The 16445-nt window shown below is 34.3% G+C and carries 11 protein-coding genes; 4 read left to right on the top strand and 7 right to left on the bottom strand.

Going from position 1 to position 16445, the window contains the following annotated elements; all coding sequences use genetic code 11:
- Positions 1-180 precede the first annotated feature (180 nt).
- The 4 genes from AC3QL1_RS10120 (at position 181) to AC3QL1_RS10105 (ending at position 2605) form a co-directional block, all read left to right on the top strand.
- Positions 181-630 carry a DUF1810 domain-containing protein gene (locus AC3QL1_RS10120; protein WP_492497271.1) on the top strand — a complete coding sequence of 150 codons (450 nt, stop codon included), beginning with the start codon at positions 181-183 and terminating at the stop codon, positions 628-630.
- Between the two features lie 273 nt (positions 631-903).
- Positions 904-1473 carry a hypothetical protein gene (locus tag AC3QL1_RS10115; RefSeq protein ID WP_492497269.1) on the top strand — a complete coding sequence of 190 codons (570 nt, stop codon included), beginning with the start codon at positions 904-906 and terminating at the stop codon, positions 1471-1473.
- A 217-nt stretch (positions 1474-1690) separates the two neighbouring features.
- On the top strand, positions 1691-2104 hold the full coding sequence (locus tag AC3QL1_RS10110; RefSeq protein ID WP_492497267.1) for a hypothetical protein: 414 nt from the start codon (positions 1691-1693) through the stop codon (positions 2102-2104).
- Between the two features lie 90 nt (positions 2105-2194).
- Positions 2195-2605 carry a hypothetical protein gene (locus AC3QL1_RS10105; RefSeq protein WP_492497266.1) on the top strand — a complete coding sequence of 137 codons (411 nt, stop codon included), beginning with the start codon at positions 2195-2197 and terminating at the stop codon, positions 2603-2605.
- Positions 2606-2719: 114 nt separating this feature from the next.
- Here the strand turns inward: AC3QL1_RS10105 and AC3QL1_RS10100 are convergent, their stop codons facing one another.
- The 7 genes from AC3QL1_RS10100 to AC3QL1_RS10070 all read right to left on the bottom strand — a co-directional run bounded on the left by AC3QL1_RS10100 (position 2720) and on the right by AC3QL1_RS10070 (position 16443).
- The gene (locus AC3QL1_RS10100) at positions 2720-3697 is read right to left on the bottom strand and encodes a M20/M25/M40 family metallo-hydrolase (RefSeq protein ID WP_492497264.1); all 978 of its coding nucleotides are present in this window, start codon (positions 3695-3697) and stop codon (positions 2720-2722) included.
- Between the two features lie 204 nt (positions 3698-3901).
- Positions 3902-4945: a sialidase family protein gene (locus AC3QL1_RS10095; RefSeq protein WP_492497262.1), complete on the bottom strand. Its 1044-nt coding sequence runs from the start codon at positions 4943-4945 to the stop codon at positions 3902-3904.
- Between the two features lie 77 nt (positions 4946-5022).
- The gene (locus AC3QL1_RS10090) at positions 5023-6354 is read right to left on the bottom strand and encodes a sugar MFS transporter (RefSeq protein ID WP_492497260.1); all 1332 of its coding nucleotides are present in this window, start codon (positions 6352-6354) and stop codon (positions 5023-5025) included.
- Between the two features lie 194 nt (positions 6355-6548).
- Positions 6549-8150, bottom strand: coding sequence for a SusD/RagB family nutrient-binding outer membrane lipoprotein (locus tag AC3QL1_RS10085; RefSeq protein ID WP_492497258.1), 1602 nt, complete (start codon positions 8148-8150; stop codon positions 6549-6551).
- 29 nt (positions 8151-8179) lie between these two features.
- Positions 8180-11275, bottom strand: coding sequence for a SusC/RagA family TonB-linked outer membrane protein (locus tag AC3QL1_RS10080; RefSeq protein ID WP_492497256.1), 3096 nt, complete (start codon positions 11273-11275; stop codon positions 8180-8182).
- 254 nt (positions 11276-11529) lie between these two features.
- The gene (locus AC3QL1_RS10075) at positions 11530-14190 is read right to left on the bottom strand and encodes a glycoside hydrolase family 3 N-terminal domain-containing protein (RefSeq protein WP_492497254.1); all 2661 of its coding nucleotides are present in this window, start codon (positions 14188-14190) and stop codon (positions 11530-11532) included.
- Positions 14191-14202: 12 nt separating this feature from the next.
- The gene (locus tag AC3QL1_RS10070; RefSeq protein WP_492497252.1) at positions 14203-16443 is read right to left on the bottom strand and encodes a GH92 family glycosyl hydrolase; all 2241 of its coding nucleotides are present in this window, start codon (positions 16441-16443) and stop codon (positions 14203-14205) included.
- Positions 16444-16445 lie beyond the last annotated feature (2 nt).

Genomic DNA, 16445 nt, shown 5'->3' with positions numbered 1-16445 from the left:
TTCCAGTTATATTCAAATATTGTTATTATATAACAAACCAAAAAAATTATATAAATTTTAAATAAGCTTCATTATTACTTTTGAAGTGTTGTAGAAATTAATCGAATAAAGATATTATTCCATTTAATTAAGCACAGGACACCCAAAATCTTTTATAAATCTTTTATAAATTCAATACAGATGGTATACTTAGACACTGACTTAATGCGATTTTTAGATGCACAAAACAAACTTTATCTTACTGCATTTTCTGAAATCAAAAAAGGAAAAAAACAAACTCATTGGATGTGGTTTATTTTTCCGCAAATAAAAGGACTTGGTAGCAGCAGTATTGCAAATTATTATGCGATAAATGATCTAAAAGAAGCAAGTGACTTTTTACAGCATCCGGTTTTGGCAAAACATCTTATTGAAATTTCAAAACTCTTACTGACTTTTAAAAGAAAACCTATTCAATCTATTTTGGGAGATTTAGATGCTCGCAAACTACGTTCGTCAATGAGTCTTTTTTCACAGGTTGAAAATGCCGATCCTATATTTAAAGAAGTTTTAGATACTTTCTTTTCAGGTGACGTAGATATGCAGACTTTATCATTAATAAATTCTAATGTTAAACTGGCTGTGGCGTAGTTTACATTCATATACATATATTCGAAATAATAAAAAAGCAACTCTTTGGAGTTGCTTTTTTTATTATATGATGTTCAATTTTGTAATGCTTCAAATAATTATATTAGTTTTGTGCAAGGTTCGTTTAAAATCAGTTAAAAGATTTAAAGATCTTTGATATACACGAGCGGGATGCTCGCGCCATCGGGGGCCAGAAATGGGAATCGAAACGACAGAACAAATCCAGCAACAATAAATCCTTATGTTAATAATTTATCAAAAAGATAAACATTTATGAAAACGTTACAAATACTCATGAGTTTTATTCTTCTAGTTGGTTGCAATAATGTAGAAAACAAAAAAGATGTAGATTCATCACTAATAGAGAAAAAGGTATTACCTGCTAAAGTAGTAGCTACAAATAATACAATAGTCTTAAAAAAAGAGATCGTTAATAATCAATTTACTAATGCTCCTTTGGGTGACTTTAATTTCATCAAAAAAGATCTTACTTTATTTTTTAAAGGTAGATATAATGTAAACAAGACAACTACCGTAAATAAATTTACAGGGAAAATTGATACACTTATTACTTTTCAAAATAAAAACTCTCTAGTACGATTTTATAAAAATGATGAAAAAGTAATACTGGACAGTCTGAATGTTTCTGATAAGAACTTTGTAAAATTCTATTTAGGAGTGGATATAGATATGAACAAAGATAAAATTTTAAATATATTTGAGGTTAATAATAAAGACTCTTTTTATGATACTATTTCAATTATTGATGATGAGGGAAATAGTTCAGTAGAACTTTCATTTATCAATAAAAAGTTAAACAAAATAATAGTACTTCCATGGTAATACTTAAAATCAGTACTTATTAACTCGCTCTGCGAAGTGTTCATCTATAAAAATAATACCTGCTGTAGGAAGTCTCCCGACTTCTTAACCATTTCAATAATCTGCGAAGAGAATCAAAAAAATAAAATTGGAACGGAATATAGGGACGGGTACGAAGACTTCGCACAGCAAGTGCAAATAATTCGCTTAGCGCGGTTTAAATATTAAGTAAACATATATGAAAAGACTCTTTTTTTTACTTTTACTGATTTTTTCAGGATGTTCATATCACAAAGATAAATTAGTTATAAAAAATAATTCTAAAGAAGATATTAGTTATGCAATTTTTATAAAAACAAAGAACGAAGTAGAAGATGATTGTGTTTATAAAATTGTTTCAGCTCCTGGAGAATTTAATTTTTTTAATGAAAGCTCTCCAATAGTTAGAAACTATTTATCAGATGAAATGGAGGAATTTTCATGTGATTCTGTTTTATATTTATTTATATATGACAAGGTGGATAATGAAAATTTCTATAAAAATATGGACAGTATCATTTATAGTAAGAGTACCAAATTTTATAAATACTCTAAAAAAGAATTAGATAGTACGAACTGGATTATAAATTATCCTCCTCTTAATACTCATTAACTTGTGCTTTGCGAATGTTTACCAATTTTTCCACAAAAAAGTAGTTCAGCGAAGACATCAAAAATCAAATCCAAGATATTTTTTTGACAAATGAAAAAACTAAAATATATTCTTTTAACATTGACCTTAATAATTCTTAGTTGTAATTATAAAAAAGACAAACTAAAAATTAAAAATAATTCTACAAAAGACATCTATTATCATATAATTTTAAAATTTAGAGATGAGAATACTTATTATGGACCAGCAGTTGGCGGTAAAATTAAGCCAAATACATATGATTCTCCTGGTATGAGAGGTCCAATTTCACACGAAATGAATAAAAATTCTTACAACAAAATATTATACATTGTATATTTTAATATCAAAGATCAAGAATATGTATACAAAAATGAGAGTACTATAATATTTAATAAAAATTTTAGCGTTGATAAATATTCAATAAAAGAATTAGATAGTATGAACTGGATTATAAATTATCCTCGCCTTAATACTAATTAACTTGTGCTTTGCGAATGTTTACCAACTTTGACCAAAAAAAAGTAGTTCAACGAATCAACCAAAATTGAAAAAGCCACTTTCATTAAAAGTGGCTTTTCCAGTTTATTATATTTTCTAATCCCTATTTATAAAATATAGCTGTGGATAGTTCGCAATCTCAACCAAAGCATTATAAATATATTTCGCTACCAAAGCTCCACCATCAACATTAATCAAATCAACATCATCTTCAGGAGTATGATATTGCGGATGTCCTCCTGTATGGAAACCTATAACAGATATTCCGGATTTGTAGAATGAAACATGATCAGATCCTCCGACTTCTCCGGCGTGAACTACGGGATTTAGTCCGCTGTTTTCTCCTAGTTTTTTCATTAGTTCAACTCCTTCCGGGAAAGTTCCGGCGCCACCCATGTAGATTTGTTTTTCGGTATTTAATCTTCCTACCATATCCATATTCAGCATTACTTTTAGCGCTTCTTTTTTGATTGGTAAATGCGAAACGAAATATTTAGAACCTAATAATCCTTCTTCTTCTCCGCTAAAGGAAATGAAAATAATACTTCTTTTAGGTTTGGTTTTAGCTTTTGAAATTTCCTCTAAAATGCACAACAATGCTGAAACTCCGGATGCATTGTCATCTGCTCCGTTGTGAATGGCAACGACATCTTTCTTTTTGCTTCCTGAATTTTGTCCGCCCCAACCCCAATGGTCATAATGAGCGCCAATTACGATATATTCATTTTTTATATTTTCATCTGAACCTTCGATATAACCAATAACATTTTGTGTTGTAACGCTGTCTGATTTTACTTTATTCAATCCTTCTTTCACAAAAAGGCGGAAAGATTGATAGTAACTATCATTGAACTTTTTTAAACCGAATTTTTTAAAATACTTTTCAATATATGCAGCTGCATCATTATTCCCTTTTGTTCCCGGAAACCGACCCTGCATTTTATCTGATGAAAGATATTTATCGTGTTTGTAAAATGTTTTGGCATTGATTCCGTTTTGGGCATTCATTGCTATATTGAAAAATACCGTAAATATTAATACGATCTTAAATTGTAAATTTTGAAAAGATTTCATAATTAGGCTTTATTAATTTTAACACATAAAAACATAGTATGATAGCTTAAAAAAGTCGTTTTACTTGCATTAAAAAAACATAGGCTATGTCTGAGAAACTTGTTTCTTTTATATTCCTCTTTAAATTCATTTAAAAATAAATCTATGTTTCTATGTGTTAAACAAATTTTAGTGAATTAGCGATAGCTGGATATTTTCTTGTTTTTAATTCACATCAAAACTTACATGCTTGATATATTTTCGATTATAAGTATATAAAACATGTACTTTTTTATCAGAAGTTTGAATGATGGCCGGATAACTAAACTCGCCTTCAGGCTGATATTCAAGGTCGAAAAGTTTGTTCCATTGAATTCCGTCGTTTGAATGTTCTACGTCTAATACATTGCGTCCGTTAAACCAGTCTTTTCCTTGTTTCAGCGGATTGTTTACCAATAAAAAAGATTTTTTAGACAGCGGTAAAGCATCAATTCCCGAGTTTGAATTCACCACATTTATGCTATCGGTCTGAGTCCAGTTTTGACCTTTGTCCTTCGACCAGCTTGTAATTAGTTTATTGTGTTTGCTTCGGAATAACATTTGAATTTTATCAGAATGCACTAAAAATGTAGGTTGAATAATATCAAAATTCTGTTTGTTTTCTATATTGATTTTTTCCCATTTTCCGGTTGCTTCGGTATAGGTTTCTACGTGGCTTCTCCATACATTACCTTCAACACTTTCTGTACTGCTTCCGCATAAAATAACGCCCGGAGTTACTTCGATTGGTTTGTTTTTTATGGGGCCTAAAATACCTTCCGGTAAATATTCCGGATTACTCCAGGTTGTTCCGTCATCTTTAGAAGTGATCATCGCGCCAAACCATTCTCTCGGATTTTTTCCAACTTTATAAAACAAATACAAAGTTTTGCTTTTTGCTTTAAATAAAACCGGATTCCAACAAGCTAAAGTGTCGCTTTGTTTTACCAATGGTTTTATCAGATTTTGAGGCTGTGACCAGATTTTATTTTTATAGGTAGAAAAATAAATTCCTACGTCTTTAGCTCCTTCATAACTCCCGCCAAACCATGCCGCCATAATTTCGTTTGGTTGTATTTCGACCAAAGTCGCAGCGTGACTGTTTGTTGTTACCGGTTTTAATGTTATAAAAGTATTTGTGATATTATAAGCCTGTGGTTTCTGTTGTGCCGAAGCAGTAGAAACGCAAACTAAAACGAATAATAATATGGAATTAAATTTTAAAATCATTGTATTATAAAAGTATTAAAGCAGTGAGATTTGAAATACAGGATTCCAATCTCACTTTCAATTTTAATTATAAAGTATTACTTTTTGCTTAATCCTAATTTGTGTCCCCAAACAGCATAATATAAAATTATGATATAACATGGCAGTAAAATCCAGTATCCATCTGTAGCGGCCTGAGCTGTTGCAAAAGTATCATTGATGCCAAACGCAATCATATCGGCTTTATTTAAATCAACTATTTTTCCATATAAAGGCGGAATAACGGCTCCTCCCGAAATGGCCATAATCAATAATGCCGAAGCTGTTTTGGTAAATTTTCCTAAACCTTTTAACGTCAAAGGCCATATTGCCGGCCAGACAAGTGCATTGGCAATTCCTAATGCGGCTACAAAAAGTATAGAGATAAAACCATCGGTGAAAACAATGCAGAAACAAAATATAATTCCTAAAATGGCACTTACTCTCAGAGCCAAAGCCTGAGTGATAAATCTCGGAATTAAAAATACGCCCAAAAGATACGTTCCTACCATTGCCATCAAGGTGAATGTTGTAAAGAATTTGGCATCTGCAGCAGCAAAACCTAACGAAATTCCGTAAGCGATAATAGTATCGCCGGCAATAACCTCAACACCAACATACATAAACAATGTTAATACACCCAGCCACAAATGCGGAAATTGGAATATACTTGTTTTGGTTGTTTCACCTTCTTTTGGCTCTTCAATTGGTGCGGCTTCAACATCCGGTAACGGTGCTTTTCTTATTAAGATTCCCAAAACAACTAAAACGATAGCCATTACCAAATATGGAGTGACCACACTATCTGCCATTGTGTTTAATAATTTTGCTTTTTCTTCGGCATTTACGACGCTTAATTTCTGTTGAATTTCATCAATTCCGGATAATAAAATGGCTCCAAAAATAAGCGAACCCAAAGCGCCTGCAATTTTATTCGAAATTCCCATAATTGCGATTCGTTTGGCCGCACTTTCAATGGGACCAAGAATCGTAATATAAGGGTTTGAGGCTGTTTGCAATAAGGTCATTCCGGTTCCCTGAATAAAAATTCCGGTCAAAAACATCCAGTACGTTCTGGCTTCTGCGGCGGGAATAAAAACCAAAGCTCCCGCTGCCATGATAAACAATCCTAATGACATTCCTTTTTTATATCCAATTTTATTTAGAATATAAGATGCCGGCAAAGCCATTACAACAAACGAAATATAAGATGCCGATGCTACTAAAAGTGATTGCGCAGAGGTTAATTCGTTTATAGTTTTCATAAACGGGATTAATGCGCCATTAATCCAGGTTACAAATCCAAAAATGAAAAATAGTCCTGCAATTATTATAATAGGAATTAGGGTGGTTGGTTGGTTTAATGAGGTTGCTTTATTGTTATCAGCCATAATTTTATTTTTTGTTGGCTATCATCTTCTTCATTTATAAACTCACTTTAAAAATTGAGATAACCCTTTTTATTATTTTGTTTTCATTGTTTTGTTTTTTGCTATTTTAGAAATAGGCGTATAAAACAAAAGGAGAGTTACCTCTCCTTTTGCTTTCTAAGTAACGAATCTCTTTATCTTTACTTAAATTTATTTTATTTAGTATCCCACCAAAGTCTTGTTCCTCCTGAGTCAGGACCTCCAAGTTTTGAGATAGCATCTGTAACGGCATCTCTGTTTGAAGAATATTCGTTTGTAACAAAAATTACACGTTTCATTAAGCTTTTTCCAACTCCCGGTTCAACATTATCCGTGTTAATTATTGGATAGATTACTTTAGCATCACTTCTGCGTAAATCAGCCCAAGCTTCCCAGGATTCCGGGAATATTGCCAAATATTTTTGAACCGCAATTTGTGTACGTTGGTTTGCTTCAGAAGCATCCCATGCAACAGGAAGAGTTACCGGAACTGTTTGTAAACCAATAGTTGGGTAAAGAGTGGCAGCATTTGGCACTGATGGAGTTGATGTTCCTGCGATATAATCAGCAATTACATTTGGATCTGTGATTCCCCATTGTGTCAATGATAATGTAATACCTCGCTCATATAAACTTTGAGCTGTACCGTTCATATTCCATCCGTTTAATGCACCTTCAGCTCTGCTTAAATAATTTTCAGAAGCCATGAAGATTTCAATATTTTTAGTTTCACTTAGAGTTCCGTTAGAACCACTTCCTAATACGTCATTATTAAACATAGAGAAAGCTGTTGTTCCAAACTGACCTTGCAAACCTCCAACTGGTCGGCCTCTGTAGACTTGATCTGCAGGAAGCGCTGTAGGATTAGCCGGTGAGAACCATTTAGCAAGTCTTGGATCATCATACCCTACAAGTAAACTTTCCATAGAAGCTGTCATATAATAACCCCAAGCATTTACAATCATGTTCATATTGTTTGGCGTGATATTACTAACTTTGAAAGTAGCACTTTGATCATTATTCTCAATAACACCTGCCGCTACTGCAGCTTCTGCCTGAGCTTTTCCTTTTGCAGGATCAATGTCAGAAATTCTTAATGCTAAACGCAATCTCATACTGTTTCCAAATCTTTTCCAGTTTGCTACATTTCCACCATATACTCTGTCATTAGGCTGAAGAATTCCAACTGTAGTTGCAGATGTTGCATTAAGTGTAGCATTTGCTTCGTCTAATAATTTGAAGAAATCTGCATAAATAAAGTCAACAGAATCATAAGGTACTTTTTCTTTCTTATTTCCAGCTTCCGTGTAAGGAATTGGACCGTAAGCATCTACCATTTGATTGAACATAAAAACTTTCCAGATTTTTAATATCGCAAGCGCGTCAGCGTTTCCTTCAGATGCTTTAATAGCATTGTTTAAAGCCGGCACAGCAACTGTATAAAAACGCAACCATCCACGTCCTTCGTAACCGTTTACGAAAGCATTTCTTTCTGTACCATATCCACAACTAAGATATTGTGTAAATGTTGATGGCAAAATACCTGTTGCAATACCCCATGTTCCCTGATCATCAACTCCCGGAGAAGAATAAGAACCGTTGTGAATTCCGGCGTATAATGCTGATGCAAACGCAGGACCTGCAAGAGTCTGGTCTAACTGATCTTCTGTTAAGGTATTTTTGTTGGTATTTATATCATTAAAATCCTGTGTACAGCTTGAAAAAACAGCGAGCATCGACATGAATACTCCTATTGTTTTAATTTTATAATTTTTCATATTATATCTCTCTTTTTTTTAAATTAAAATTAAAATCCAAACCTTACGTTAACACCATATTCTCTTGTTGAAGGAATATTGAAAGATTCAATACCTTGCAAGTTTCCTGTACCTGCACCTGCTTCAGGATCAAAGTATTTTGCTTCGTTAAGGAAAAAGAATAAGTTTCTACCTACTACTGAAAAATCAATACTTGCAAATCCGGTATTCTGCAACATGCGTTTTGGTAATGAATATCCAAAAACAAGTTCTCTTAATCTGATGTTTGTAGCATCATAAATAAAAGGTTCTGCCACAGGAGTTCTTTGTCCAATTGCTGTCCAGTATTGTTCTGCTGTAATGCTTGTCGTGTTTGGAACATATGTTCCTCCACTTGCTACAACTCCAGGAACAACAATTCCGCCTTCTCTTCCTGCTAAAGTGATATCACTTACCCCTAAACCAGCTTCTCTCGCCTGTGAGTAAGAAATAACTTCTCCACCAATTCTAAAATCAACTAAGAAACTTAGTGAAAAATCTTTGTATTTAAAATTATTTTTAAAACCTGCAGTCCAGTCCGGGTTAAAGTTTCCGGCACGAACACTAAAATCATCTGTTGCTAAAGGAATACCCGCAGCATTTACAATCATTTGTCCGTCTGGAGTTCTTTGGAATCCTTTGATGTATAAATCACCATATTCTCCACCTTTAATAACTTTACTTCTAACTAACCTTCCTTCACCAATAACCAATTCTTCTCTGTTATCATAGATAGAAGTAACTTTTGATTTATAAGAAGCATAATTCGCCATAATATCCCAAGAGAAATTCTCTGTTTGAATAGGAGTTGCAGTAAGCGTAAGCTCAATACCTTTATTTTCAATATCTCCACCGTTTAATACCGCTCTTGATGTTGAAGAAGACTCAGGTGTGTTGATGTAGAAAATCTGATCTGATGTTTTTGTCTGGAAATAAGTGAAATCTAATCCTAAACGATTTTTGAAAAATCTAACATCTGCACCAAACTCTGATGAACTTGACATCTCTGGTTTAAGGTTAGGATTTGCTGCTGTAGTTTGAGAATACAACATACCACCATTACCACCAATGTATGACAATTGAGAACTTGTTTGGTAAGGATCTGTATCATTACCCACTTTTGCGTAAGAAGCTCTTACTTTAGCAAAGCTAATAACTTCCGGCAAAGTAGCCATATCAGAGATTACTGCTGAAAGACCTGCAGAAGGATAAAAGAAAGATCTGTTTTGCTCAGGCAATGCAGATGACCAGTCATTTCTAGCTGTAATATCTAAGAATAAATAGTTTCTGAAACCAATTTGAGAGAATCCATAAACAGAGTTAACTTGTTTTTCTGACATTGTTGAAGTTGAAGTAACTGTAGAAACATTGATTAAAGAAAAATAGTTTCTTTTACTTAAAACTCCTCCAGATGTTAAAGCAGAACTAGACTGTTTCAACATGTTGGCACCAGCATTAAGACCAATTGTAAAATCTCCAAATTTCTCTTTATAAGAAAGTAATGCATCTGTATTAAATTCACTTACCAATTCTGTAGACTCACTGTATGAACCTAAGTTGTTGTTAAATGCTCTTGTAGCATATCTGTTTCTAATATTTTTGTTAGTCATTTGATCTAAACCACCTCTTACTTGTAAACTTAAAGTATTTGTAATATCGTATTTAAGAGACGCAAGACCAATAAATCTGTTTCTTTTATCATCACGAGAATCGTCACGTAATGCAGACCAGTAAGGGTTTCCTCCTGGAGAACCTGCTTCGTCAATAAAATAGTTTTGTTGCAATTGACCTGAAGCATCTGTATACTCAAAATCTTTGTACTCATTAAATTTAATACTACGAGGTAATAAATAAGCAGATGTACCAATAGATTCTTCACCAGTTCTTAATAAATTATCAATGTTTTGAACGATGTAGTTTGTTTTTACATCCAATGAAAATTTATCAGATAATTTACTTGTCAATCTTAAGTTAAGATTGTGTCTGTCTAAAGCATTACCCTGAACGATACCTTCTGCACGAGTATTTGTGTAAGAGAAGTACCCTTGTGCTTTTTCGTTTCCGGTTGTAATAGACAATGTATTAGCTAAGTTATAACCTGTTTTGTAAAAGTCAATAACGTTGTTTGGCTGTGGACTGTAATCTGTAGTTGCAGGTCCTGCATAATTAGGATTACGAGCCAATTGCCATGCCGAAACCTGTCTTCCGTCTAACTTTGCTCCCCAGCTTGATACAGAAATAGGATTGTAAACTCCTCCATCTCCCTGACCGTATTCGTTTTGGAAATTTGTCAAATCATAAGCTGTAGAAGCCATAAAATTAGATGACAACGAAACTGAGGTTTTACCAGCTTTACCAGATTTAGTTGTAATGATAATAACACCATTACTCGCTCTGTTTCCATAAAGTGCTGCTGCAGATGGTCCTTTAAGAACAGTCATCGAAGCAATGTCTTCAGGGTTAATATTCGAAATACCATCCGGCTGCGTAGTTCCTCCTGTATCAATATCAGGATTACCAGTTGTAGTTCCGTTACTAATTGGCACACCATCCACTACATATAAAGGCTGGTTATTACCGTTAAGAGATCTGTTCCCTCTTAAAGTAATTCTTGATGAACTTCCTACACCATTTGAAGTAGTAGAATAGTTAAGTCCCGCAACTTTACCTGAAAGTGAGTTGGCAACGTTTAAAGACCTTGCTTGAGAAACCTCAGCTACATCAATGTTCTGAGCTGAATAAGTAACTGCTTTCTTTTCTCTTTTAATACCAAGAGCAGTTACAACTACCTCTCCTAACTGATGCGTATCTGCACCTAAAGTTACATTAAGAGTAGTTTGTCCTGAAACAGGAATCTCTTTTGAAGCAGAACCAACATAAGAGAAAACTAAAACTGCTGATTGATTTGGAACATTGATACTGTATTTACCATCAAAATCTGTAGATACACTTGTTTTTGTTCCTTTAACGACAACATTTGCTCCAGGGATCGGAATTCCGCTTGAAGCATCTGTTATCATTCCCTTTACTGTTGAAGTTTGAGCGTGTAGATTTTGAAATCCGAACAAGCAAACCACCAACAATAATTTTAGTACGTCTTTAATCATATAGGTTGTTTTTTGAGTTAATAACATGTTAAATTTAAGGATCCCGTTTGTTAACTAAATCATTATTTCGACAAATGACAAGTTTGAAAAGGTGTTGGTTAAAATTTCGATTTAAACCCCTTATTTTACTATTAAAATCCTTACGTTTTCTATAGTTACACATTATTAATCTTTGTGTTTTGTTAATTTCATAAAAGAATTCTAACCAAAACACTTAAAACACTAAATATTTTTCTGTACCGCTCGTCGAAAAGTTAATCGATTACCTTAAAATTTAACTTTTGTAAATCCGTTGAATTTCCTCCAACCATAACTTCAAAGTCTCCAGGCTCAACTACACGCTTCATTTCCCTGTTCCAGATAGATAATTCATCTGCAGTTAGAGTAAATTCTACTTTTTTAGTTTCTCCTTTTTTGATAAACAACCTTTTGAAACCTTTCAATGTTTTCTTTGGAGTCGTTACACTACTATATACATCATTAATATATAATTGTACAACCTCATCTCCGTCATAATTTCCTGTATTCTTAACATCAACGCTTACTTTCAATTCACCGTCAGCTTTAATTTCTTTGGTATTGATGGCAAAATTTGAATATTCAAACTTGGTATAACTTAAACCATAACCGAATGTATATAATGGATTTTCGCTTTCAGAAACATATCTGTGAATCGCAGATGGTTTTTGGTTATAATATATAGGTAGCTGTCCAACAGATTTTGGAACTGTAATGGGCAATCTTCCACCCGGATTATAATCTCCAAATAAAACATCGGCAACAGCTCTTCCTCCTGCTTCACCAGGAAACCAGCCTTCAATAATTGCCGGAATATTTTCGCTGATCCAGTTTGTCGAAAGCGGACGGCCGTTTAACAACACACAAACTACCGGAGTTCCTGTTTTTTGAATCGCTTCGATCAATTCCTGCTGCATTCCGTGTAAATCTAAAGAAGCTACATCTCTGTTTTCTTCCACTAATTCATTTGATTCTCCTAAAACTACAATGGCAACATCGGCTTTTTTAGCAATATCAATCGCAGGCTGAAAGTTTACTTTTTCCAGATTCCAACGCAAGTGCGCTCTGGCTCCCCAGCCGCCTTCCCACATTTCTATGCGGACTTTGTATTTTTTGCCTGCTTCGATATTTTTTGGAGTCGTAACCATGCTTGTTGCACCTTTTGTCCAGTTGTCAATAACCAACTGATCGTCAACCCACATTCTGATTCCGTCATCTGAACTTAAACCTAACCAACCGTCAAATGATTTTTCTGACTGAATATATCCCGTCCAGCGAATAGAGAAATCATCATCTGTAACACCATCACCCGGAGACCAAGGCCAGTCAAATTCTAATTGATTATCAATACGTGTTAATACCGGATTTCCTTCTACATTTCTATTATTGAAATATTCTCCTTTTAATCCGTTTTGAGATCCATCCGGAGTAAATAAAAATTTCGACGGAATAATTTGCCCTTTTACGATTAAGGAAACACCTTCTTCATAAAGTACATTTGTTTTTGCGCCGGCAACTTGTTTAATACCTTCCAAAACTGTAGTTCCAACTTTATTTTTCACCGCATATCCTCCCAATCTTGATGCATCAGCATTTGGTCCGATAACGGCAACAGTTTTAATATCTTTGCTTAAAGGAAGAATATTGTTATCATTTTTCAATAAAATCATTGATTTACGACCTGCTTCAAGTGCAACATCCTGATTTTCTTTAGTATGAAAACGTTCTTTAATCAGGTTTTTATCTGTGTATGGATTTTCGAATAATCCCAATAAAAATTTCAATCTTAAAACTCCGCCGGCAGCACGATCAATCTGCTCCATTGTCAGTTTCTTTTCATTCACTAATTCAATAATACTTTGTTGCCAAAATTCATTTGTAAAATCATAAAACTGCATATCAACTCCCGCAGCAATTGCAGTTCTGACACTTTCTTTTGGAGAATTCGTTACATAATGCGTTGTTTGAAGGTATTTAATAGCACCTAAATCTGAAACTACAATTCCTTTAAAACCCCATTCTTTTCTTAAAACATCTGTCAATAACCAGTGATTGGCAGCACAAGGAATTCCGTCTAATTCTGAATACGCACACATTGTTCCCAATGCACCTCCTTTTCTAAATGCTTTTTCAAATGATGGAAGATGATCTTCACGAGCCGAACGTTCTCCCACTAAAATTGGAGATGAATTTCCTCCCGCTTGCGGAATACCATGAACGGCGAAGTGTTTTGGTTCTGAAATTATCGTGCGATCTGACCTTAAATCATCGCCCTGCATTCCCTTAATCATTGCCAAACCAATCTCGCTGTTTAAATAAGCATCTTCACCAAAAGTTTCTGCAACTCTTCCCCATCTTGGTTCACGCCCAAGATCTAAGTTTGGTCCCAAACCAAAATGAACGCCATGCGCTCTGGCTTCTGTAGCAATTACTTTACCTACTTTGTCCATTACATTTGTATCCCAGGTTGCTCCCAAACCAATGTTCATTGGAAAAGCCGTACTTCCGTCATCCAGATATCCGTGCAGCATCTCACACATGATAAGGGCAGGAATTCCCCATTTGTTATTTTTTATTACTTCGCTCTGAAGATCATTGATCATTTTTGCCGAACGCGGATAAAGATCATGAATCGCTCCAATTCCTAAATTTCCAATTTTCGCATCTGATTTTGATTTAGAGAAATCTTCTTTTTCTTTAAAAAGTTCTCCTCTGTACATATCCATTTGTCTGGCTTTTTCCTCCAGACTCATTCTGCTTAACAAGTCTTTTACTCTTTCTTCAACAGGTAATTTTGAATCCTGATACGGGTATTTTTTCTGCGCATAGCCTTGGTTAAAAAAACCTACAGCCATTACGAGGATAATGGCTGTTTTTTTAATTCCTAATTGTAACATAGTTGTGTGTTTTTAATTTTGAATCACTTTCAGGGTTGTTCCATTCACAAAATCTTCATGTGAAATAAAATAACTATTCAGTGGTTTTCCGTTTAATTCTATTGTTTTGATTTTTCCGTCAGTATTGATTTCTTTTTCAATTACAATATTTTCTTTTTTATAATATCTTGGATCTAATTTGATCGTAATCTTATCAAACATTGGTGTCGTAATGGTATACAGCGGATCTCCGGGAGAAATTGGGTAAATGCCCATCATAGAATATACTAACCAGGCCGACATTGTTCCTGTATCGTCATTTCCAGGTAATCCTTTTGGCTTATTCTGAAAATATTCTGTAACTAATTTTTTCACCATTTCCTGTGCTTTCCATTCGTCTCCTTTTACATAATTAAACAAATATGGATTTGCGATATCCGGCTCATTTGCCATATCAAATTGTTTCAGGTCGAATACTTTTTGCAATTGATCAGCAAAAGCTTTTTCACCGCCCATTAATTTTATCAATCCTTTGATGTCGTGCGGAACCATAAAAGCATACTGCCACGCATTTCCTTCGATAAAGCCAACATTTTCCTGAAAATTAGCTCCAGATTCAGGATCAAAAGGTTCGTACCATTTTCCGTTAGCAGTTCTTGGCCGAAGCAATTTTAAATCCTTATCATATAATTTTTGATAGGATAACGAACGCTTTGCAAAACGGTTATAATCATCTTTTTTACCTAAGGCTTTCGCCAAAAGTGAAATGGCATAATCTGAAGTATTATATTCCTGCGTTGTAGAAACAGGGCCACGATAATTAGTAGATAAATACCCTTTTTCGATATATTCTTTAAGTCCGGGACGCAATGGATTATTTTCAACCTGATCTGCACCTTTTAGCATCGCATAATAGGCTTTGTAAATATCAAAATCCTGAATTCCTTTTAAGCAGGCATCAACGATAACAATACTTGCAGGATCTCCAACCATGGTAAATGTTTCTGTTGAATTTAATTCCCATTTTGGCAGCCAGCCGTTTTCATCATACATTTCCAGCATACTTTTTATCATATCCGATTGCTGTTTCGGATACACCAAAGATGTTAACGGATGCATGTTTCGATACGTATCCCACAAAGAAAATGTGGTGTAACGTGTACCTTCGGTTTTAGCAATCTTGCTTCTTTTTATTACCGGATATTCTCCGTTGATATCGTTTAAAGTATTGGGATGAATCAAAGTGTGGTATAATGCCGTATAAAAAATCGTTTTCTCATCTCCTGAACCGCCTTCAACCAAAATCTTCGAAAGTTCTTCGTTCCATTCATTATAAGTGTCTTTATAAACTGCTTCAAACGATTTGTTTCCGGTTTCTTTTTCCAGATTTTCACGGGCGTTTTCAATACTTACGTATGAAATTCCAATTTTTACCTCAATCGTTTCCTGTTTATCTAACTTATAGGTAAAATAAGTTCCAATGCTATCGCCAACAACCGTTTTGATAGTATTATCCATCATTCTGGTTTTACCGTTGTACGTCATCCATTGTGCTTCTGTTCCTTCATATTTTGATGGCTTTTTCCAAACTCCGAATTTATTTGCCGGTTTCGAAAACTTCGCCACAAAATATACCGGATAAGCATCTTCGGGACTATTATAGCAAAATGAACCTACAGAACGCATTCCTTCAATTTCTGTTGAAGAAACGACTCTTACCATCGCACCTTCTTCATTGGTTAAACCTAAACCAAGATTCAGTAAAATATTAGATTGCCCTTTCGGGAAAGTAAATTTGCTTACGCCTACTCTTTTAGAAGCCGTAAACTCTGCTTTTACCTTGTATTTATCAATATCAACGCTGTAATAACCTGCTTTTGCTACTTCATTTTTATAGGTTGAACCGTATTTTAAATGATTGGTTTCTACAGCTCCGGTTGTGGGCATTACTATTAAAACGCCCAATTCAGGACAGCCGACACCGCTTATATTTACCTGACTAAATCCGGTTAGAAATGTATTTTCATTTACATACGGATTAGAAAGCCACTGATTGTCTTTTTCTAATTTATTCTGCGGTCCCGCAACATTAAACGGACTAATACTCGCCATTCCTCTTGGCGCAATTGGTCCGGGAAAAGTGGCACCGTAATTTGAAGTTCCAATAAACGGATTCACAAAATCTGCCGGTTGCTGTGCAAAAATGGTTATGCTAAAAAACAGCATGTAAAAACTACATGCTGTTTTGGATACTATTTTTTTTATTGAAAACATAT

It is taken from the genome of Flavobacterium sp. GW823-FHT04A11, assembly GCF_058796535.1.
This window is presented reverse-complemented; position numbering and strand designations above follow the sequence as displayed.

Bases quoted from the DNA above. Each gene is read 5' to 3' on its own strand.
- AC3QL1_RS10120 (WP_492497271.1), top strand. From the start codon at position 181: ATGGTATACTTAGACACTGACTTAATGCGATTTTTAGATGCACAAAAC.
- AC3QL1_RS10115 (WP_492497269.1), top strand. From the start codon at position 904: ATGAAAACGTTACAAATACTCATGAGTTTTATTCTTCTAGTTGGTTGC.
- AC3QL1_RS10110 (WP_492497267.1), top strand. From the start codon at position 1,691: ATGAAAAGACTCTTTTTTTTACTTTTACTGATTTTTTCAGGATGTTCA.
- AC3QL1_RS10105 (WP_492497266.1), top strand. From the start codon at position 2,195: ATGAAAAAACTAAAATATATTCTTTTAACATTGACCTTAATAATTCTT.
- AC3QL1_RS10100 (WP_492497264.1), bottom strand. From the start codon at position 3,697: ATGAAATCTTTTCAAAATTTACAATTTAAGATCGTATTAATATTTACG.
- AC3QL1_RS10095 (WP_492497262.1), bottom strand. From the start codon at position 4,945: ATGATTTTAAAATTTAATTCCATATTATTATTCGTTTTAGTTTGCGTT.
- AC3QL1_RS10090 (WP_492497260.1), bottom strand. From the start codon at position 6,354: ATGGCTGATAACAATAAAGCAACCTCATTAAACCAACCAACCACCCTA.
- AC3QL1_RS10085 (WP_492497258.1), bottom strand. From the start codon at position 8,150: ATGAAAAATTATAAAATTAAAACAATAGGAGTATTCATGTCGATGCTC.
- AC3QL1_RS10080 (WP_492497256.1), bottom strand. From the start codon at position 11,275: ATGATTAAAGACGTACTAAAATTATTGTTGGTGGTTTGCTTGTTCGGA.
- AC3QL1_RS10075 (WP_492497254.1), bottom strand. From the start codon at position 14,190: ATGTTACAATTAGGAATTAAAAAAACAGCCATTATCCTCGTAATGGCT.
- AC3QL1_RS10070 (WP_492497252.1), bottom strand. From the start codon at position 16,443: ATGTTTTCAATAAAAAAAATAGTATCCAAAACAGCATGTAGTTTTTAC.